Source organism: Mucilaginibacter sp. PAMB04168 (genome assembly GCF_039634365.2).
Lineage (GTDB): Bacteria > Bacteroidota > Bacteroidia > Sphingobacteriales > Sphingobacteriaceae > Mucilaginibacter.
Window position 1 is genome coordinate 2425964 of record NZ_CP155079.2, and the last position, 22715, is coordinate 2448678.

14 protein-coding genes are annotated in these 22715 nt (G+C 41.8%); 7 read left to right on the top strand and 7 right to left on the bottom strand.

All coding sequences use genetic code 11. From position 1 onward, the window contains the following. Window positions 1–6: 6 nt before the first annotated feature. On the bottom strand, window positions 7–1377 hold the full coding sequence (locus ABDD94_RS10350; protein WP_345955802.1) for a hypothetical protein: 1371 nt from the start codon (window positions 1375–1377) through the stop codon (window positions 7–9). Between the two features lie 203 nt (window positions 1378–1580). Between ABDD94_RS10350 and uxuA the strand changes: the two genes are divergently transcribed. Further along, window positions 1581–2765: a mannonate dehydratase gene (uxuA, locus tag ABDD94_RS10355; RefSeq protein ID WP_345955803.1), complete on the top strand. Its 1185-nt coding sequence runs from the start codon at window positions 1581–1583 to the stop codon at window positions 2763–2765. Window positions 2766–2816: 51 nt separating this feature from the next. Here the strand turns inward: uxuA and ABDD94_RS10360 are convergent, their stop codons facing one another. Together ABDD94_RS10360 and ABDD94_RS10365 are read right to left on the bottom strand one after the other, a co-directional pair. After that, complete coding sequence (locus tag ABDD94_RS10360; RefSeq protein WP_345955804.1) at window positions 2817–6989, bottom strand: two-component regulator propeller domain-containing protein; 4173 nt, start codon at window positions 6987–6989, stop codon at window positions 2817–2819. Between the two features lie 461 nt (window positions 6990–7450). Beyond that, window positions 7451–9127: an arylsulfatase gene (locus ABDD94_RS10365; RefSeq protein ID WP_345955805.1), complete on the bottom strand. Its 1677-nt coding sequence runs from the start codon at window positions 9125–9127 to the stop codon at window positions 7451–7453. Between the two features lie 188 nt (window positions 9128–9315). Between ABDD94_RS10365 and ABDD94_RS10370 the strand changes: the two genes are divergently transcribed. The 3 genes from ABDD94_RS10370 to nagB all read left to right on the top strand — a co-directional run bounded on the left by ABDD94_RS10370 (window position 9316) and on the right by nagB (window position 14438). Continuing rightward, the gene (locus ABDD94_RS10370) at window positions 9316–11103 is read left to right on the top strand and encodes a sugar-binding domain-containing protein (protein WP_345955806.1); all 1788 of its coding nucleotides are present in this window, start codon (window positions 9316–9318) and stop codon (window positions 11101–11103) included. Between the two features lie 205 nt (window positions 11104–11308). After that, window positions 11309–12493, top strand: a complete 1185-nt coding sequence (locus tag ABDD94_RS10375; RefSeq protein WP_345955807.1) for an ROK family protein — start codon at window positions 11309–11311, stop codon at window positions 12491–12493. Between the two features lie 25 nt (window positions 12494–12518). Next, window positions 12519–14438 carry a glucosamine-6-phosphate deaminase gene (nagB, locus tag ABDD94_RS10380; protein WP_345955808.1) on the top strand — a complete coding sequence of 640 codons (1920 nt, stop codon included), beginning with the start codon at window positions 12519–12521 and terminating at the stop codon, window positions 14436–14438. Between the two features lie 174 nt (window positions 14439–14612). On the opposite strand, the gene ABDD94_RS10385 is transcribed toward nagB, so the two are convergent. From ABDD94_RS10385 to ABDD94_RS10400, 4 genes are all read right to left on the bottom strand, one after another. After that, window positions 14613–14930: a DUF3817 domain-containing protein gene (locus tag ABDD94_RS10385; protein ID WP_345955809.1), complete on the bottom strand. Its 318-nt coding sequence runs from the start codon at window positions 14928–14930 to the stop codon at window positions 14613–14615. Window positions 14931–14995: 65 nt separating this feature from the next. Continuing rightward, window positions 14996–15457: a hypothetical protein gene (locus ABDD94_RS10390; protein ID WP_345955810.1), complete on the bottom strand. Its 462-nt coding sequence runs from the start codon at window positions 15455–15457 to the stop codon at window positions 14996–14998. 47 nt (window positions 15458–15504) lie between these two features. Beyond that, a complete protein-coding gene (locus ABDD94_RS10395) occupies window positions 15505–16092 on the bottom strand; it encodes a TetR/AcrR family transcriptional regulator (protein WP_345955811.1) in 588 nt (195 codons plus the stop codon). A gap of 243 nt (window positions 16093–16335) precedes the next feature. Then, the gene (locus ABDD94_RS10400; RefSeq protein ID WP_345955812.1) at window positions 16336–17511 is read right to left on the bottom strand and encodes an MFS transporter; all 1176 of its coding nucleotides are present in this window, start codon (window positions 17509–17511) and stop codon (window positions 16336–16338) included. Window positions 17512–17827: 316 nt separating this feature from the next. On the opposite strand from ABDD94_RS10400, the gene ABDD94_RS10405 reads away from it, so the two are divergent. From ABDD94_RS10405 to ABDD94_RS10415, 3 genes are all read left to right on the top strand, one after another. Beyond that, window positions 17828–18850, top strand: a complete 1023-nt coding sequence (locus ABDD94_RS10405) for an LLM class flavin-dependent oxidoreductase (protein ID WP_345955813.1) — start codon at window positions 17828–17830, stop codon at window positions 18848–18850. Window positions 18851–18909: 59 nt separating this feature from the next. After that, window positions 18910–19503, top strand: coding sequence for a DUF4202 domain-containing protein (locus ABDD94_RS10410; protein ID WP_345955814.1), 594 nt, complete (start codon window positions 18910–18912; stop codon window positions 19501–19503). Window positions 19504–19790: 287 nt separating this feature from the next. After that, window positions 19791–22709, top strand: a complete 2919-nt coding sequence (locus ABDD94_RS10415; protein ID WP_345955815.1) for a glycoside hydrolase family 3 N-terminal domain-containing protein — start codon at window positions 19791–19793, stop codon at window positions 22707–22709. Window positions 22710–22715: the final 6 nt, after the last annotated feature.

The window sequence follows — 22715 nt, forward strand, 5'->3', positions numbered from 1 at the left end:
TGAGGTTTAGTTTATTGGAAATTCATACGCGCCTAATCCCGGCTTTTTTGCAGACACCGGATAACCATCCAAATCATGTTGGTAACCTAATCTTGCGCCTTGTCCCTTTGCCGGACTGCTAGGCGTAAGCCTGAAGTTGCGGTTTGTAATGTCTATAAATTTCGGGTCGGCAATTAAATCACTGTTATCAGGCTTAATACCTACCGGATTTTTATTACCCGGCGAATAATACAGATTATTACTACGCGGATGCTGACCAATGGAAACGCGTACATGCCCGGTGACTTTTTTTACCGGGCCGAAAACACCCAAATCTGGCGAGATGTAGAAGATGTTGTTTCGTACATTATAAAACGTAAGCTCCGGATTAAACGTCCAAAATATATACCGGTCTACGTTTGGCTCACGTGTACGTACAACGGTATTGTTAAATACATTAACCTTATAGCCACCACCGCCAATAAACTGGTTTTTGTCATCGCTCAGATTATAGGCAACTGTAACGCTATCTACATTGCGAGCAGCAATTTCTAGAAAGCCATGGTTATTAACAGAAATGTTATGATGAATATTTATGTTGCTGGCTTTAAAATCATCATCAACGCCATCAAGTTCTACCACTCCGCCGTCAGACCCGTAAGGCCCTCCATAAGCGCCATAATTTTCTATACGGTTGTGTGAAATTTCGTTGTGGCCTGACACGACCATAATGGCGATAGGTCCCCATGAGTAAGCCATCATCTCGCTGGCATCGTGCATGTAGTTACGAGTTATTAGATTATGCGTGCCCTTTACCTTTACGGCAACCGGAGTATGAAAAAATTCACAATTTTTAACGGTGTTATAGCGTGTATTTAAAGCAAGGTAAACAGCGCCCATTTTCTGCACATTCTTGTTGTTTTTGTCAGACCCGGGAGGGTTGGTGTTGTCATGAAAGTACAAGCCATCTATAACGATGTAACTGGCCTCTATCCGAAAGATGTTTCCGTTTAAAGTTTCCCAAGTTGGATTAGTAAATGAAGGCGGCGGACCAGCGCCATATTTTTCGAAGTATGGTGTTAGCTCTGTACGTGGTGTTTTAAGTATTATGTCGGCACCGACACTGTAGGCCGAAAAAACAATAGGTTTAGCGGCAGTTCCCGAACTGGTAAAAATAAACCCACCGGTATAGGTCGAACCCTTGGCAAATAAAATGCTGTCGCCAGGTAAGAAATGATCTTTCTGCAGATTAGTGAGACCTTTCCAAGCCTGGTCTTTTGTTGTGCCGCTGTTTGTATCATCACCTGCTTTACTATTTACATAATAATTAGTTGCATGAACATAGGCGCACAAATGAATGAACGAGCAAGTTAAAAGCGCAAATTTTAAGAATCGCATGTTTTACAATTGGTAAGGTAAATGTAGCCTAACACATACGTTTATGAAAAGGTATATCGTACAAATGTGCAGGGTAATTGTATCAGTGTATCGCTGTACTGCATTATTGTACATGCTACTTTCGGCATGTAGTTTTGATAATTATACCATGAGGGTTAATGATTAAGCATCCGTAAGTTGCAGGCACTTACTTTAAAGATATAATGCAGAATTTAGAACAGACTTTCAGATGGTTTGGCCCCAATGATGAGGTTACTTTAGCCGACATCAAACAAACGGGAGCAACAGGGATCGTAACCGCACTGCATCATATACCTTGTGGTGATGAGTGGACAATGGATGAAATTGAGAACCGGAAGCGTATGATTGAAGCATCTGGTTTAAATTGGTCTGTAGTTGAAAGCGTAAATGTGCATGAAAGTATAAAAGTGGGGGAGCCTGACAGAGACAAGTATATTGAGCGTTATAAAAAGTCACTAAAAAACCTTGCTGCTCATGGCCTTAAAGTAGTGTGCTATAATTTTATGCCGGTGCTTGACTGGACGCGTACTCATTTAGACTTCAGATTACCCAACAATGCCAGCGCCTTACGGTACGATTCGACAGCACTTACTGCGTTTGATTTATATATTTTAGAAAGGGCAGAGGCGTTCATTTACACATCCAAAGAACAACAGGCGTATGCAAGGAAGTATTTAGACGCATGTACTGCAAGTGACATACAGTTGCTCAGCAATACCATTATGGCGGGCTTGCCAGGCACCGATGATGTTTTCACAGTTAGTGAATTCAAGCAGCACCTAAGGCGTTATGCAAATGTTGACAGCAAAAAGCTAAAAGAAAACCTAGCCTACTTTCTAAGGGCTATAATTCCAACTGCCGAAGAAGTAGGTATTAAAATGTGTATACATCCTGATGACCCTCCATTTCCGATATTAGGTTTGCCACGGGTGGTTTGTACAGAGAGCGACTTGCTGGATGTTGTAAACTTTGCACCGTCGCCAAGTAACGGCATTACTTTTTGTACCGGATCATTGGGCGCAAACCAGCAAAATGATTTACCAGGCATGGTAGCAAGGCTAGGCAGCCACATTCATTTTTTACACCTGCGGAATGTGCAGCGCGAACCTGATGGAAGCTTTTATGAAGCTGAGCATTTAAGCGGTAGTACAGATATGGCTGCAGTAATGGAGAACGTTATTTTAGAGCAATTAAAACGTGTTGCAGCTGGCCGTACTGATATAGCAATACCCATGCGTCCAGATCACGGTCACAAGCTGCTTGATGATTACAATAGAAACACTTATCCGGGTTACAATATAATTGGCCGCCTAAAAGGCCTCGCCGAATTGCGCGGCTTAGAAATGGGCATCAAAAGTATGCTGTAAAAAGATCAGTTTAAATGCTTAGGCTGGATTGAACCGCCTAAGCATTTGCTTTTATTTAACAACAGCCTGGTTGGCAAATTCTTTAGGCGTAAAACCAAATTCATCTTTAAAACAGCGCCTGAAATAATCTATATCTAAAAAGCCAACCATATACGCTACTTCATTTACGTTTAACTTGTTCTGCTCTAAAAGTTGCGCAGCACGTTTTAACCGCACACTCCTAATAAACTCTACAGCAGTTTGGTTAGTAAGCGCTTTAATTTTACGGTAAAGTGTAACTCTGCTCATACCAACCTCTTTGCCCAATTCCTCAACGCTTAAGGTTGGCTCGGCCATGTTGGCCTCAATATACTTCATTACACGTTCTAAAAATTTTTCGTCGGGTGAGGTGATGGCTGCATTAGTTGGCTGCAGGGTAATCTCCCGTCTATAACGTTCTCTTAGCTTCTGTCTGGAGTCTAACAAATTCCATACACGGGCTTCTAACATGGTGAGGTTAAAAGGCTTCGTGATATAGTCGTCAGCGCCGGTTTCCAAACCCTCAATGTTAAATATGATAGGTGTACGCGCTGTTAATAATATAACCGGCACATGGCTTGTACGTGCATCAGCTTTTAATTTACTGCAAAGCGTAATGCCATTCATTTCGGGCATCATTACATCGCTTATAATGATATCCGGAACAAGTTCTAACGCTTTTTGCAGCCCCACAGCTCCATTTTGAGCAGTATGAATCTCAAAATCGGGCTCAAAATGCGACGAAACAAATTCCTGAACTTCCAGGTTGTCTTCAACTATAAGCAGTATTAGCTTTTCCTTTCCTGCATTTTGTAAAACTTGCTGTTTGCGCTTCTGTATGGCCAATCTGGATGCAGATGAGATCTCACTTTCGCGATAGGCATCCAAGTCTTCACTGTTTTTATAATCAGCAATCACTTCATCTTCTGATAAATGCTCTTTCCCTACGCGAAGAATAATTCTGAACACCGTTTTTCCCTGTTGCTGCGGTGTTGCAACTGTGCTTTCTACGTGCATGGTGCCTTTATGCAGTTCTACCAAGCCTTTTGAAAATGCCAGGCCAATACCCGTTCCTTTAGTGTTAATACCCTTGTCGTCAAAATGCGTAAACTGATCAAATATCTTGTCTATTTGGTGAGGGGGAATACCTATGCCATTATCTTCAATTTCGATGATTAGATTTGAAGGTTGCGTATCAAGCTGTTTGATGTATACAATAACCTGTCCGCCTTCGTTAGTAAATTTCAGTGCGTTTGATAATAAGTTGTAAATTACTTTTTCCAGCTTATCACGATCATACCATATCCTTATTCGCTGTTGTTCGGTCATTAACTTAATGCGAATGCGGCGGTGATGTGCATAAGATTCAAAGGCCATTAAAATTTCCTTCACAAAACGCACAATATTACCTTCTGCAGCCTGCAGCTTCATGTTTCCCGATTCAAATTTTCTAAAATCAAGCAATTGATCAATCAGCCGCACCAGCCTCTCTCCGTTACGTTGTATAAGCCGCAATTGGTTTTGAGTTTTATTATTTCCCTCATTTAAACCTATCAGCTTATCAATCGGTGCTAAAATTAAAGTAAGGGGTGTCTTTATTTCGTGCGATATGTTGGTGAAGAAGCTTAGTTTGCGCTGGGCAAGTTCCTGGTCCTTTTCATGACTCATGTGTTGAAACTTCAACTCATGTGTAAGCTTACTGGTTTTTACCAAATGATAGTATACCATGTAGAGTACCAAACCTAAAATGCACACATAAAGCAAATAAGCCCACCAGGTTTTCCACCAGGGAGGAAGCACAGTGATATGAACTGTTTTAATTTCATCCGTCCAAACGCCATCATTATTAGCTGCCCTGATTTGAAAAACATACTTCCCAGCGTCTAGATTGGTATAAGTGGCTGTTCGCTGATTATTTACATAATGCCATTCATCATCGTAAAAACCGCGTAAACGGTAAACGTATTGGTTCTTGTCGGGGTTCAGGTAATTTAAAGCAGCGAATTTAAATGTTATAAATGCCTGGTCATGTGTTAGTGTAATATCCTCGGTTTCGTCTATTGGTTTGCTAAGTGGTGAATTTTCAGCACCCAAATTAGCCGGATTGTTTTTGATCAGAAAGTCGGTGATAACAACTTTAGGCTTAAACGTATTGTAAATAATTTTATTAGGGTAAAAGGCAGTTAAGCCGTTTATACCACCAAAAAGCAGTTCTCCGTCTTCGCCGGTTTCTGCCGCGCCCGATGAAAACTGGTTGCTTTGCAAGCCGTCGTCAACCGTGTAGTTCATGATGCGCAGTGTGTTTTTACTAAAAGGAAGCGTAAAGCTTTTGAATATTATTTTCGATAGTCCCTGGTTTGTGCTTAACCATAGGTTTCCATCAACATCTTGTTTTATAGCATGTATTACACCATTGTTCAGGCCTTCATTAGTGCTTATGGTATAAAAATGTTTCGAACTCCGGTCATAATAACTTACGCCGCCACCTTTGGTGCCTACCCAAAGCCGGTTTTTGGAATCAGCAAATAAAGACAGTATCGTATTATGCTGTAAGCTGTAAGGTTTACCATCATGATGTAAAAACTGGGTGAAACGGTTGGTTTGAGCGTCAAAGTAGCTCAAGCCATGTTCGGTACCTACCCACAACCCATCCTCCGAATCTTTAAGGAGGCAAAAGCCGGTGTTGCCGCTTATGCTATTACTGTTGTTAGCATTGTGAAGGTAGGTACTGAACTTACCATCTTTGCCCATAAATTTTAAACCCCTGCCATCGGTGCCCATCCAAACGCCGTTTTTTGCTGCCAATACAGCAAAAACTTGTTTGTTTTCTGGTTTGCTGTCGTTTTCGGTTATGTCAAAATTGGTGATTAGTCCACTTTTAGTATCCATATAGCTTAATCCATCGTAGGTGCCTATCCAAAGATTTTCTTTTTCATCTTTAGAAAGCGATTTGACAATGTTTTGCTGCTCACTGTTAATGATAAAAGCTTTTTGAATTCCTTTATTTCTGTCGATATAATTGAGCCCGCCGCCTTCGGTACCTACCCAAAGTGCGCCATTATCGTTTATTATAGAACTTACTACCCGATGGCTTAACCCGGCCTTATTACTTGATTTTTCTCCTATGTATGAAAAATTATTTCCGCCGGATGAAAAGAAGTTAAGGCCTCCCGCATAGGTGCCCAACCAAATGTTACCTGCCCTGTCTCTAAAAATATTTCTTACCGAGTTGTGACTAATGGTTTTAGTATCATAAGGGTTATACTTATGGTTTGTAAACGTATTGGTTTGCATATTTAAAATGCTCAACCCATCGCGCGTACCAATCCACATTTCTGTGTCACTATAAGGTAAAAGCGACCTTATAATATTTGTTGGCAAACTTTTGTTATCGCTTTTGCTATGCAGGTAATGTGTTGTTTTATTGGTTAGTATGTTATAGCGGTATAAGCCGCCACCTTCTGTACCAAACCACAATTCGGCATTTTTACTTTGTTTAATAACCCTAATGTTGCTTTTGCTAAGGTCAATATTCTCTTGGAGGCCTGCCGGCAGTGGCATTGGCTTTTGAGTTGAAAGATCGATACGTTTTAGGTTTTTGCCAATGCTTACCCATAATGTTCTGTCGGCATCCTCAAAAATAGCCTGCACCCGTTTGCTGGTGCCTGTACTTTGGTTGGAAGATTTTATAGTGTAATCGACTACCTTATTTGTTTTATAATCATATCGTTTTAAGCCACCAAAAGTGCCGATCCAAAGGTTCCCAAAGCTGTCATATAAAAAAGAGGTAATAAATTCGTTCGTGCCCGACTCGCTATTAGTGCCGGTACTTACTTTTCGGAAACTCTCTGTGTGTTTGTCAAAGCAATTCAAACCATCTGAGGTGCCAACCCATAAATTACCCCTGGGGTCCTCCAGGAGGGCATTTATTTGACTATGACTTAAACTTTTCGAGTTATTGTCCTCATGCTTATAAATACTGAATTCGTAACCATCGTACTTATTCAGTCCATCCTCGGTACCTATCCAAATAAATCCGGTTTTATCTTGCGTTACACAAAAGACAGTGTTTTGCGACAGGCCCTCGTTAATGGTAAGGTGTTTAAAATTCAGATGTTGTGCCCATGCCCGTTTGCCTACCGATGCCATTAGGAAGGGTAGCATAACCAACATCATTACACGTAGCAATGTAGTCTTGGTTTTCAAGATCAATGAAATTTATAAATGGTTATTTAAAGATACTAAAAAAATGTAGTGCCTGTAACATTTACCGTTAACAGATATGCCGCTTTTAATTGCAGTATATAAACTGACATTGATATAGATGTATTTGCAAGTAATTTAAAATCAGTATTATATAGATTTTGTTGCCTATGGTTCCTGCGCTATTATAGGACATGTACAAGGCCGAGACGACACTTTTGACCTGTAGAATTGAACAATACATCAGGAATACGGATACCTGCAATTACAACATTATTATGAATTACCGTAGATGATAAAACGTTCTCTACTGCAAAAGCAGACATAAAGGCAAGTCCGGTAATTGTTCATGTCGAGCAGGTGGCCATACTTGTAGCTGTTATCCATACAAGCAGTGGGAGAGGGTTGGGCTATTTATCAACGACAGGCTCCCGGTCTCTTTTAAGAACGAGTAATTGATAGCCTTACTTACCCGGTTTAGGTAGTACTTGGTTTTTAGTGGCCCAAGCGTTCCACAGGCTATCTAATTCCTTAACCTTTTTGGGGTACCTTAACGCTATATCGGTTAATTCGGTTTTATCCTTGTCCATATTATATAACTCCCACGGCATGTCTGAGCTTAGCTTAACCAACTTCCATTTACCTGCTCTTACTGAGCGTCCGTTCACATGTTCGTTGAAAATAAAATCATGAGCTTTACCAGGCAAGTTTTTAAAAGCCGGCACCAGGCTAATGCCTTGCATGGGGGTTATGTGATGGCCTTTGTAAGTAGAAGGATATTCCGCTTTTGATAACTCTACAACGGTGGGCATAAAGTCCATCACGTGTTCAACCTTATCGGTTATGCTTCCTTTTTTTAACTTCAGGCCCTTTGGCCAATATGCAATAAATGGTGTACGTACCCCACCTTCATAAGATTCCCTTTTCCAGTATCGCAGAGGAGTGTTGGCTACATTGGCCCATTCCTGGCCTATAGAGGCGTAAACGGTTTGCGGTCCAGGCATTACGTCCTTGTTTTTTGGATAAATAATGAGTTGGCCACTACGCGTTTGACCCGGTCTGTCAAAACCAGGCTCAAGCACTTGCGCAACTTCCGGACTGGCCCCGTTATCACTTAAAAACATGATTAGCGTATTTTCCAATTGTCCGGTTTGACGCAGTGTTTTAATGATGCGTCCAATGCCCTGATCCATACGGTCAATCATGGCAGCATGTACCGCCATCACCCGCGCATCCCATTCTTTTGTGAGGTTGCTTTCCCAGCTCTTATTGCCATACAGAGGCGACAGGGGCTGCGTTGCCGGATCTATCAGCCCTTGTGCTATCATCTTCTTGTAGCGTGCTTTACGTATGGCCTCCCAGCCTGCCTCGTAAGTGTCTTTATACTTGTTGATGTCGGTAGGTAATGCTTGTACCGGCCAGTGCGGTGCATTGTGTGCTACGTATAAAAAGAAGGGTTTATTTTCCTTGCTAAACCGCTGGATGTATGACGATGCCGTGTCGTTAATGGCATCAGTGTGATAATAGTTTTTAGGAAGCTTTTCAACAGGCTTAGTTCCGTTGACTAAACTAAACGGATCAAAGTGATCTATTACGCCCCATATGGTGCCATAAAACTTCTCAAACCCTCGGCTGGTGGGGTACTGCTCAATAGGAGAAAACAACGGGTAATTAACTTGATGGTTGAGCCACATCAATTGCTCTTTAGGATCGCTCTTTTCAACCGTGTTAGATACATGCCATTTACCTACCATCCCGGTGTGGTACCCTGCCTTTTTAAGTACCTCGGCAAGTGTAACCGTATTCTCTGTAAGATATCCGCGGTAAGCTGGCTGGTGCTGATCGCGCGTCATGCTGCCGATGCCTGCTTGCTGGTTATATAAACCAGTTAGTAAGGAAGCCCTGCTTGGACAACAACGCGATACGTTATAAAACTGAGAAAATCGTAAGCCATTAGCAGCTAGGTAGTCGAGGTTAGGTGTATTAATCTCGCCGCCAAAAGCACCGATATCTGAATATCCTAAGTCGTCAGCCAGTATAATAATAATATTAGGACGTTTATATTTTGACTTCCGTGGTTGAGCAAATCCAACAGCAGCTGCGGCAAATAAGATAATAAAGACTTTTATGCAGTTTTTCATAGCGTCAGTCAAGTTGAATGTAAATATATAATTGCAAAGCTTTCATCTAACAGGCTGTATCGTGCAAAGTAGACAGTAATATGTTGCACGGCCACGGTCTCTGAACATCTATAAGACCGGGAAATCTGAACGATTTGACGGGTGCGCTACGCAATTGCACCTATTATATTGCGATACCGATATTAAAGATGAAAAACTTATACCTTCTGATTGTTGCTATCCTTTCAGGGGCTTTTGCATTTGCTCAGCAAGTGCCACGTCCCGAGTATCCCCGTCCTCAATTTGTTCGTAACGATTGGGTTAATCTTAATGGCACTTGGACTTACGCCCTCGATCAGGGAGACTCTGGCTTAGAGCGAGGCCTCACAGCAAGTAAAGGATTTCCTGGTAAAATTACCGTTCCGTTTTGTCCGGAAAGCAAATTATCAGGTGTAGGTTACACAGACTTTATCAATGCCATGTGGTATCATAAAAATATCAGTATACCGATAGGCTGGAAAGACAAAAAAATATTACTGCATTTTGGAGGGGTTGACTACCGCTGCGACGCCTATATTGACAGTCAGTTAGTGGCTACTCATTTTGGCGGCACATCTGCCTTTACGTTTGATATCACATCTTTTGTAAAAGCCGGCTCGTCGCACAATCTGGTGTTATCTATAAAAGACGATACCCGCTCAGGCATACAACCGTTGGGCAAGCAAGCTTATAAATACAACTCCAGCGGGGCAAGATACACACGTACCACCGGTATTTGGCAAACGGTTTGGATGGAGGCGGCAGCACCACTCGGACTGGAAAGTTGTAAGATTATACCTGACTTAGATCAAAGCAGGTTTACGGTTATGCCAGCTTTCTTTGCTTTTAGAGGACAAAGGTTAAGAGTTACCGTGAAAGACGGAGACAGGATAGCCGGTCAGCAAACTATACCCGCAAGTAACAGCGCTATGGCCGTCATTGAGCTGGAAAATATAAAACCGTGGAGCCCTGAGAATCCATTTTTGTATGACTTTATATTAGAAGTGCTGGACATGAATGGTGAGGTGATTGATAAGGTAACCTCTTATGCTGGAATGCGTAAAGTACATATTCAAGACGGTTGGGTTTATTTGAATAACCAGCCCCGATATTTGCGCTTTGTACTGGACCAGGGCTTTTATCCGGACGGCATCTGGACTGCACCTACCGACGAGGCCATGAAACATGATATTGAATTGAGTATGCAGGCCGGGTTTAATGGTGCCCGTTTGCATCAAAAAATATTTGAGGAACGTTTTCATTACTGGGCCGATAAAATGGGGTATTTAACCTGGGCAGAAGCAGCCGATTGGGGAGGCGACCGCACTAAGCAGCTTACCATGAAGAATATTACCGAAGAATGGATTGAGACTGTGCAACAGCGTATCAATCATCCATCCATTATTGGATGGACACCGCTCAATGAACTTTGGATAACCGACGAAACAGAGTACCCTCGCTTTAACGAAGGTATTTATAATTTAACAAAAGCTTTAGATCAAACCAGGCCCATAATTACCGCTGCCGGTGGAGAAATTTACAAGGCAGATATTTGGAGTGTGCATGACTATAGCCAGGATGCAACAACGTTTGGACAGAAGCTGCAACTAAAGACCGGGAAGTTTGATTTTTCACAATACCACATATCGAAAAAGGCACGGTATGAAGGACAGCCAATAATGGTAAGTGAGTACGGGGGCATAAAATGGCTTAGTGATCAAAAATATGCAGGATCGTGGGGTTACGGAAAAGGCCCTAAATCGCTGGACGAATTTTATAGCCGGTTGGAGTTGCTGACCGGTACAATATTAAAATCTAAACACATAACTGGCTATTGCTTTACTCAGTTGACGGATGTTGAGCAAGAACAAAACGGTATTTATACCTACGATAGAAGGCCTAAATTTGACATGAAAAAAGTTCGTAAAGTATTTAGTGCTATACCAAGTAATAAATGACGATCTAATTGGCGGTCAAAAACCAGCCGTTGTTTATGAACTGGGCAACAAGAGCCAGTAATGGCAAAAATGGGCACCTAATCGATTATAGTATAGCGCGCAAAGCGGAAAATTTGACATCACGTAACAACTCAAAAATTTAAAATCTTTTTAAATATTTTAAAAAGATTTTAAATTTCTATATTTACAATTCGCAGAAAACACAATGCCAGCCAGCGAATTTGATTCAAAAAGCAAAAAAGTAGTTAGGTCGTTGTACCACGGTAAAAACTCGTGCGCAACTATAAGTGCCGAAGTAGGCTTAAGTATACCTAGCGTTCAGAAAATAATAAACGCACTTTTACAAAAAGGTTGGATTTCGGAAAGTGGCGTGGGAATCTCGAGCGGAGGACGAAAGCCTGCTACTTATGTTTTAAACGCCAATAGATTATATATTCTATGTGTAGCAATGGATCAGTTCACCACAAGGGTTGGACTCACCGATTTACGAAACAATTTTATAGCACCGGTTCATGAGTTTGAACTCAAATTGCACAATAATGTTAATGCCACGCAAGACCTTGTTAATGGAATTGCACTGTATTTAAAGTCGGCCAATATAGATAGCCATAAAATTATCGCAGCAGGTATAGCTATGCCCGGGTTTGTTAATGAGGCCGACGGTATCAATTATAGCTACTTGCCGGTAGATGATGGGCATAACTTGAAAGAGTACCTGTCTGAAAAGCTAAAAATGCCAGTCTTTATTTTCAATGATTCGAATGCCGTAGCTCAGGCCGAATTAAAATTTGGCTTAGGCGCAGCCTTTCAGGAAATGATGGTAATTAACATAGGCTGGGGTATAGGTTTAGGTATGATCATTAACGGCAAAATGTATAATGGCTACAGTGGCTTCGCTGGCGAATTTAGCCATATTCCCTTAGTTAAAAATGGTCGGTTATGTACCTGTGGTAAGCATGGTTGCTTAGAAACCGTTGCCTCATTAATTGCAGTTGAAGAACGAGCAATTAATGAAATGCGAGAAGGGTTGTATACCACTAGTTTAACCAAACTTGGCAGGAAAATAACCGCACAGGATATTTTGGAAGAGGCCGGTAAAGGCGACCGTTTTTGCATCAAGCTTATAGCCGAGGCCGGCTATCACATAGGCGAGGGCCTGGCTATATTGCTTCACATAATGAATCCGCAAGTAATAGTACTAAGTGGTAAAGGTGCAGCGGTAGGTAAACTGTGGCTGGCACCCATACAACAAGCTATAAATGAGCATAGCATACCTCGTTTAGCGTCGTTTACCGAAATTGTTATATCCGAATTGGGCAATAACGCAGAACTGATTGGAGCCGCATCCTTTGTGATGGAAAACATACATAGCATAACAATAACAGAGTAATAATCACATTAACATCTTATATCCTATGGCACGATTAAATCTACTTGAAGAAACACGGTTTGAGAAGCTTCCGGTAAGCATTTATCCTAACGCACAAACAGCCAGCATAGTGGTGGCACAGCGTATAGCAAAATTAATACGTCATAAACAGGCAGAAGGCCGTAAGGCTGTTTTAGGACTGGCTACAGGTGTAACACCTATTGCAGTTTATAAAGAATTAGTACGCTTGCACTTGCAAGAAGGCTTAAGCTTTAAAAATGTAATTACATTTAACCTGGATGAGTATTTTCCGATGCAAGCTGGTTCGGCACAAAGTTATGTAACCTTTATGCATGAAAACCTGTTCGACCACATTGACATTCCCGCCGAAAATGTTCACATTCCCGACGGAACACTGAGCCAGGATGAGGTAGCTGCATTTTGCCTTAACTACGAAAAGCAAATCGAGGATTTAGGCGGTTTGGATTTTCAATTGTTGGGTATTGGTCGTACCGGCCATATCGGCTTTAACGAACCCGGCTCGGCTCCTAATTCAGGTACAAGGTTGGTTACCCTTGACGACTTAACCCGAAGTGATGCCTCGCGTGATTTTGGTGGAAAAGAAAATGTACCCACCAAAGCCATCACTATGGGTATAGGTACCATTTTTAAAGCCCGCGAAATCATACTAATGGCATGGAGTGCTAAAAAAGCACCGATTGTAAAAAAAGCTGTAGAGGGCGAAATCTCGGGCGACGTACCGGCTACTTATTTACAGCTTTCGGATCATGTAGAGTTTATATTAGATGAAGGTGCAGCATCAGAGCTAACCCGCTTTTACACGCCTTGGCTTGTTAAAGATTGTACTTGGGATGCTCAATTGAAAAAGAAGGCGGTTATTTGGCTGGCCAGCGAACTCAAGAAACCAGTGCTCAAACTAACCGAAGAAGATTATAATAATCATGGTATGGCACAACTTGCTGTAGAGCAGGGACCTGTCTACAATATAAATATCGATATATTCAACAAAATACAGCATACCATAACAGGCTGGCCGGGTGGCAAACCCAATGCCGATGATTCGCAGCGGCCCGAGCGTGCCGAACCGGCAAAGAAGCGTTCGCTGATATTCTCTCCGCACCCTGATGATGACGTCATATCAATGGGTGGTACCTTTATTCGTTTGGTAGACCAAGGGCATGATGTACATGTTGCCTACCAAACATCGGGCAACACCGCCGTATGGGACGATGATGTACTACGCTATGTTGAATTTGCTATAGACTTTAACCAGAGCATAGGCAAAGACACTACAGAGTTGGAGGGCATTTACGACAACATGCGCGATTTTATTAAACAAAAACGCCCTAACCAGATAGACTCGCAGGAGATACGTAACGTAAAAGGCATTATACGCAAGGGAGAAGCAATTGCCGGCGCGCGTTACGCGGGCTTGCCTGATAGCAGTATTCATTTTATGGCCCTGCCTTTTTATGAAACCGGTAAAACCAAAAAAAATCCGGTAGGAGAAGAGGATATTCTGTTAACTATAGAATTGCTGCAAAAAGTAAAACCTCATCAGGTATTTGCTGCAGGTGATTTTGCCGATCCGCACGGTACACACATCGTATCATTTAATATAATACTGGCTGCCTTGCAACGCCTTAAAGCCACAGAAGAATGGGTTAAAGATTGCTGGTTATGGCTGTACAGAGGTGCATGGCACGAGTTCGAAACACATGAGATAGAAATGGCCGTACCGTTATCACCGCAGGAAGTGATCAGGAAACGTCAGGCTATATTTAAACATCAGTCACAAAAAGATACGCCGGTTTTCCCGGGTGATGATGCCCGTGAATTTTGGGTAAGGGCCGAAGATCGTAACCGCGAAACGGCTAACCGTTATAACGAGCTTGGCCTTGCCGAGTACGAAGCCATGGAAGCGTTTGTTAGATATAAATTTTAACTGCACTAATTTGTAGCAGAAGAGCACAAAATAAAAAGTTCTTAAACCCTGGATACGGTAATTTATACGCCTATGAGGTAGATTATTCGGAAACTGTAATACGGTGGACGAGGGCAATCTACCCGGACTGTTATACATGCCCTATCCAGGGTTTTGCTATGAAATTTACATCCCTTAGTTCGGGCTTTTTGCAGCTTGTTTGAGTATATAGTAGTCAATGTAAAAGGTTCCGAAAGGAATCATGCAGGCAATAAGCACCTTCCAGGTAATCTGCCGGAATTTCCAATTTTGCTCCACCCCAACACTCAGTGTACTGATTACAAAATACAAAAACAATAAGCCGTGTACCGGTCCCAGCGTTTTAACTAATGCGGGGTTGTTGCTGTAATATTTTAATGGAACACCAATAAAAAGCAGCAATATGAGCGATGTTCCTTCCAAATAGCCAACCAGGCGTAAACGCCCAACAGGTGTTTTTATCAAATTATTCATGTTTGTTAGATTCATTTCTTGATATCAAGGTTTTACTTTAATTAAACTGTATTTCTCCAACGTACTTAAAAGCTTCTTATATAAGGCCTGCTCGTAAGTGGTGAAAAAGGCCAGGGGATGGCAATGAAAATGACCGCAAGGCCTAAACTGAACCACTTGAACATAATCCTATACTTTTCTACCCCATCTTTGGACCGTTTAGCTCTGGCAGAACCAATCGTAATTAAAATTACAGCAACCAACATCATGGCAAGGTGGAAGTAACGAAAGAAGTATTGCTCGTTGATTAAATTATGGGGACTGTCTAGTAAGTGATATTTCACAACCGGGCTTTGTATATAAATTGACATGCCCAAAACCAGTTGAATATGTATAATTGTTGCTGTCCAGTGACGGAGGTTGTCGGCGGCTGCTGTAAACTTTTTCTTACTTATAAAGCCGTTGTAAGAAACGTAGATGGAATAAATAAGGCTGCCTAAAACGAGCCAGCGCCACAACGAATGAAGAGAAATGAGGAATGGATACATAGATTAAAAAATTAACATACTAAATGGTATGTTTTTGGTGAAAAAAATTATATAAGTTGATTAAGAAATTTTTTGTATTCACTCAGAAAAGCTTTGTAAGATGCCTGCCCCAGTAGTTTGCCGGTATTTCGTATACCTGTATAATTAGAAATAATAAAAGTTGCCAGATGCGAAGGATTGTGCTCGCCGCCAATCTGCTTTTTTTGTTGTGCATTTGTAAGCGTAGCTTCGATAGCAGTATGCCACTGCATCATAATACGTAACAGGGCTTTTTTAAACAGTGGATTAAGCGGTGCCATCTCTTCTATCATATTTACAGCAGGGCATCCATAATTTATATCGAAGAATGATTTTTCCAAAAGCAGGCTCTCCATCATATTATAAAGATTAAGCCGAATATCTTCTGTTTTATTCAAGGTCGATTCCATATACGGAATCAAACCCGGATACATTATTTCGTTGATAATGGCCAGCCCCATATCCTCCTTATTTTTAAAATGGTAAAAAAAGGCGCCTTTAGTTACTTGAGTTTTCGCAATAATATCGTCAATGCTGGTAGACTGATACCCTTTACGGTAAATCAACTCAAACGCTTTTTGTAGTATGTTCGAACGTGTTAGCGCAGCTTTTGACATAAAATACTAACTGGTATGTTTTGCAAACAACGGCATTTCTAATTTGCCTAACAAATTCTTAATGTCATGATAAAGCAATTGTTATTTATAAGCTAGCCTAGATAATAGCTGTTGTTGAATGAGCTATGCTTTACTCAACACGCCGTGCTGGTTTTTAAGAGGTTTTTGAACGCTTGCTTTTGCAAAACGGTACAACAAAACAATAAGAAATGCGGTGGCAATAATGCCTGGTTTTTTAAATCCTTATGCTGGTATTAGCTCTTTAGCTAATTTAATATTTGCCTGCCTTCTTACTAAAACAAAGGCAAAAAGCACACCTATTAATGCCATAACCATACCTACAAGCGACGGTGTATCATAACTTAAACCGGCAGCAATAGGTAAGCCGCCAAAAAATGCACCTAATGCATTGCCAATATTGAAAGCCGCCTGCGTAGCTGCCGCACCCAGCATCTCCGCGCCTTTAGCCGTTTGGATCATTAATATTTGGATGGGCGATGCAATAGCCATAGACAAAGCACCGGCAATAAAGGTAAGCAACAAGGCAATAACCTGATATTCTGAGAAAAAGTAAATACACAACAGTGTAATTGCCATGGCCATAAGCAGCCATGTACAAGCCTTAGCAGGTTGCACGCGGTCAGCCAGTCTTCCGCCAACAAGATTACCAACTACCATGCCTAAACCGGCTAAAATTAATATCCAGGAAACGCTACTGGCAGAGAAACGGGAAACTTTCGTCATGAGGGGAGCTATATAACTTATCCACGCAAATAAGCCACCCGTGCCAATTGCCGTTAGCAGAATAACAAGCCATACTTCAGCACTTTTAAATACCTTTAACTCAGACCGTGCATCGCCCTTTCTTTCTACCGGAAGTGCAGGCATCCAGGCGGCAAGGAACGTTAGGGTAAGCAGGCCAATCAAAGCAACTATACCAAACGTATACCGCCATAAATAATGATGACCAATCCAGGTTCCCAGAGGCACTATAGCCAGGTTGGCTATAGTGAGGCCGGCAAACATCATAGATATGGCCTGTGCCTGTTTGCCTTCATCGGCCAACCGGCTGGCCACAACTGCTCCTACACCAAAAAAAGCTCCGTGAGGCAACCCAGCAAAAAATCGGGCCATAAGTAACGTAAAATGCGTAGGGGCAAAGGCCGATACTGTATTAAAAATAGTAAAGATCAGCATTAAGAACAGCAATACTTTCTTGGGTGGATAGCTACTGGTTATCATTACCAGTAGGGGAGCGCCTACCACAACGCCAAAAGCATAAGCAGAAATCAAGTGTCCGGCAGTTGGTATACTGGTATGCAGATTCTCGGCAATGTCTGGCAGCAGGCCCATCATCACAAATTCGGTGGTGCCTATGCCTAAACCGCCAAGTAAAAGCGGAAATAAACTTTTTTTCATTTGTTCTTCAATAGGCCGGCAAAGATAAACAACCTGTTACAAGGCTTTATTGGATTAGTGTAAAAATTACACTAATAGTCTTGAGCAATTGAGGAGAATAGTGTCGGAAAGCGTAGTAGAAAGGGCCTGAACACGGGAAATGAACCTGCGCTGTAAGATTTAATTTAGGAAACGATAATGAGCATGGAAAGGATGATGGATACCGCTTCCGAATTTTTGTAGTTAACGAAGTACTAACATCACATTTTATGAATGAGCGCATAAAAATGACCTGGCCATTACCTGTACTAAACAGCACTGATGCATATATTGCAGAATGGAAATCGGAATAGACAGCTTTGCGTCGGCAATGTACGGTACAAATGCACTCAGCAGTGTTGATGCAATGGAACAACTATTAGAGCGTATTGTACACGCTGATCGAGCTGGACTTGACGTGTTCGGTATTGGAGAACATCACCGCAAAGAATTCTTAGATTCAGCGACAGCAGTAATTTTGGCGGCAGCCGCAAGTCGTACCAGTCGCATTCGGCTTACCAGCGCAGTTACTGTGCTCAGTGCCGCAGATCCGGTTCGTGTGTTTCAGCAATTTGCAACACTCGACCTCATTTCCAAAGGTAGGGCAGAAATGGTTGTTGGCCGTGGTTCATCAGTTGAAGCTTATCCGCTCTTCGGTTTCAAGCTTGATGATTATGATGCTTTGTTTAGTGAAAAACTTGATCTTTTATTGCAAATACGCGAGAATGAATTTGTAACCTGGTCTGGCAAATTTCGTGCTTCAATTCCAAACCTTCCGGTTTACCCACGGCCACTTCAAAATAAGATGCCCATTTGGCTGGGAGTGGGTGGCACGCCGGAGTCTTTCGTAAGGGCGGGCTCTCTTGGTTTGCCTTTAATGGTAGCCATTATCGGAGGCAACACTTCTCGTTTCCGTCCACTTGTTGATTTATACCGTGAGGCTGGCGCACGTGCAGGATTCTCATCAGAACAGCTTAAAGTAGGCCTGCATTCTCCGGGTTATGTAGCCGAAACCAATGTGAAAGCCATTGGCGAATACTACCCCGGCTATGCCGAACTTTGGACCAAACTAGGTCGCGAGCGCGGCTGGCCGCCAGTTACGCGTACGCAATTTGATCATTTAGTAGGGCCGCAAGGTGTACTTTTGGTAGGCGGTCCTGAGCAGGTGGCTGAAAAACTTCTCCATCATAGTGAAGCCCTGGGCGGCATTGATCGTTTTACCTTTCAGATGGACAACGCAGGCCTTACCCATGAGCAATTGATGCGATCAATCGAGCTAATTGGACAACGAGTCATTCCACAAATCAATAACATTGGCTGATTAGTGATCTAAATCAAGATAGCTTTGAGTTAGCAGAGAAAAGATGGTAATTTGCGTACATGAGTAAATTAGATGCTGCTTACAAACTTTTTGATGAATATAATAGGAAAGACCCACGGGTTTTTGAGTGGGCAGGGGAGACTTATCCGCAAGAGTACTTTTTTGCCATAAAATTATATGAATGGGTATTAAAGCTTAATCCTGATGCTGGTGAGGAGCTGCTTTTAGCCTCGCGTAGTCAGCATATTGGCCGCTGGGAAATGCCTCGTGATAGTTATCTAGAAGGTCGCGATTCATACCTCAAATGGCGTAAAGAGCTTGCCCTGCACCATGCCTCAATTGCTACCCGGTTGATGCAGCAAGTTGGCTATGCCGATGTGCAGGTTAAGCGCGTAAGCGAAATTCTTTTAAAAAAGCGTATTAAAACAGATGCAGATGTTCAAACAATGGAAAATGCATTGTGCCTTGTGTTTTTAGAATTTCAATATGAAGAGTTTCGTAAAAAACATGAAGATGATTTGCCGAAGGTTGTCAACATCCTCTGGAAATCGCTATTGAAAATGGATGCACACGGACATCAATTTGCCCTGTCTTTGCCTTATTCGGAGGCAGGCTTAAATGCGGTTATTGCGGCCATGCAAAAACTTAATTAATCTTTGGCAAAAAGTAATGGCGCATTCTTGCAGCTGCACTTTTAATGCAAGTAGTTAAAACAAACGAAAATGTCACCAATACTTGAGTATAAAGTTTGCATGTTTTTGCATGTTTTAAAATTAATTGCGTAAAATTACGCAGGCTATTATTTCAAGTTGTTCGCAGAAACATTGGTCACGCCGTTTAATTCAGCTGATTTCTAAAATTTAATGATATGTTCGGGTACAAAAGACATCTATTTTGTTCGCTTCTCTTATTAGTATCTACGCTTGGTTATAGTCAACGTTTGCGTGATACCTCCGTTGCACAACAGTGGGTGGATAAAAATTTCAAAAGCCTGTCCAGGAAACAGAAAATTGCGCAACTGATGGTTGTTCGTATGTCCGAAAAGAGGGGTAAGGACGTAGTGTTTTTCGACAAAGAAGTTGAATCTTATATAAAGAAATACAAAATAGGTTCTGTATGCCTTTTTCAGGGCAACTCCTTGCAGCAGGCTAAAGTTTTAAACCATTTGCAGCAGGTTTCCAAAGTTCCGTTATTGGTTTGCATCGACGGAGAAACGGGTGTAGGTATGCGATTTGGCGATATAAAGCCTTTTCCCGATCAGCTAACTATTGGCGCTACTAATGATGCGGCCATATCGTATCAAATTGGAAGAGCCATTGGCTTACAATGCAAAAATGCAGGTATTCAGGTTAACTATGCACCCGTTATAGATATCAATAACAATCCAAATAACCCTGTTATTAATTTTCGCTCATTCGGTCAGGATAAATACAAGGTATCGTTGTTCGGTAGCAGAATCATGAAAGGCATGCAAGATGCCGGAATCATGGCTTGCGCCAAACATTTCCCGGGCCATGGCGATGTTGCAGTTGATTCGCATCTGGACTTGCCTATAATCACAAAATCGTTGGCACAGCTCGATTCCCTTGAGCTTTTTCCTTTCAAAACACTTATTAAAGATAAGGTTGGCAGCATGATGGTTGCTCACTTATATATTCCGGCAATTGATACCACGCGTAATAAAGCCACTTCATTGTCTAAAAATAACGTAACTGGTTTACTGCGCGAGCAGTTTAAATTCAGTGGTATTACTTTTACGGATGCGCTCGAAATGAAGGGAGTAGCGAAGTTTTATCCGCAGGGCGAAGCGGCAGTACAATCTTTGATTGCAGGCAATGACATGCTGTGTTTACCCGGCGATATCAAGGGAAGTATTAAAAAAATTCGTAAAGCTATACGTAAAGATAAACTAAGTTGGGATGATATAAACGCAAGGGTGAAGAAAGTGCTACTGGCAAAATACAATCTTGGCCTTGACGCTTTACAGCCCATTGATACTCTTAATATCGCAGCAAGGCTGAATGCTGACGTTGATGAGCTTAAAAAGACTGTTTACAAAAATGCCATTACACTGGTTTGCCAAAATGATAGCAATGTACTGCCATTAAAGCATTTGAATAAAATTGCATACGTAGGTATTGGCATTGAACAAGAAAATCACTTTGCGAAAAAATTACATGAGTTATACAACGCCGATTGCTTTTATCTAGGATACAAAAGCGACAGTGTTAAAGCCAGTCAGCTTTTACAGCAAATAGGCGATAAGTATGATGGGATAGTAATTGGTATGCATAAATATGCTAAATACCCAGCAAAAAATTTCGGTATAAGTAATGCGTCTGTTTCACTCATACAACAGTTGCAGCAAAAAGCTAATACGGTGAGCTTTGCATTCGGCAACCCCTACGCAATAGTCAATTTTGCGAATGCCAAAAACATAGTTGCCTGTTACGAAGATGATGATCTAATGCATGATGTAGCGCTCGACTTGTTGGCCGGAAAAATCACACCCAAAGGGAAACTGCCAGTCACAGTAGGTAAGTATGCTTATGGCACAGGTATCAATACCAATTTTTATCTGCCTATTGTAAAGCCGGTTCTGGCTGGTTTGGATAGTGCGTCACTTTTAAAAATAGATACAATTGCAGCAAATGCAATTCAAAAAGGCGCCACACCTGGTTGTGTAGTTCTGGTGGCTAAAAACGGAAAGGTCGGTTTTTACAAAGCATACGGCCACTTGAGTTATGATGGTGCAGAAAAAACTACATTACAAACGGTTTATGACTTAGCGTCGGTAACCAAAATCAGCGCGACTAACGTTTCGGTAATGAAGTTGTATGAGGAGGGTAGGCTTGATATACAAAAAACTTTAGGCGACTACCTGCCTTGGGTGCGTGGAACTGATAAAGCCAATTTAAAGCTTTTTGACGTTTTGTTACACCAGGCAGGTCTAGTATCCTTTATTCCGTTCTATCGTGAAACTATCGATGTGAAGACCGGTCAGCCAAAATTGGGCTTTTATAAAACTGAGCCAATCGGTAACTATACTACAAGGGTTGCAGATGAACTATATATGCGTAAGGACTGGGTTGACACCATTAAAGCTAAAATACTAAAAAGTAAACTTGGCCCGGCAAATAAGTATGTTTATAGCGATAATGACTTCATTTTTCTGGGTATGGTTGTTGAGCAAATTACAGGTTTAACGTTAGATGCGTACGTGCGTAAAACCTTCTATCTGCCGCTAGGAATGACAAGCACAACCTTTAAGCCCAGAGAGCATGAGCCGATTAACTTAATTGCACCAACTGAAAATGAGAAATTTTTCAGGTTGCAGCAGCTGCGTGGCGACGTGCATGACCCTGGAGCCGCTATGTTAGGTGGAGTTGCCGGCCATGCAGGTTTATTCAGTAACGCGTATGATCTTGCGCAGCTTTATCAATTACTGTTAAACGGAGGAGAGCTCAACGGTGTAAGATTGCTGAAAAAAGAAACGATAGACTATTTTACTGGCTATCACAGTAACATTAGCCGGCGTGGAATAGGGTTTGACAAACCAGAAAAAGATAATGCAACCAGTAAGTCACCTTATCCATCACTAAGTACATCGCCACTAACGTTTGGGCATACGGGCTTTACCGGCATAGGTGTATGGGCCGATCCCAAGTATAATCTGCTATACATTTTTATGTCTAACCGGGTAAATCCTGATGGGGGCGATAATAACAAGTTGAGCTCACTGAGCGTTCGTGGCGATATCCAGGAAGTTATCTATAAGTCTATTATAAAAGAAAAAGACAAACGCTCGGCTACTATAGCTACCAGGCCGCTTGGTAAAAAACGTAAAAATTTAAAATAGCAATCA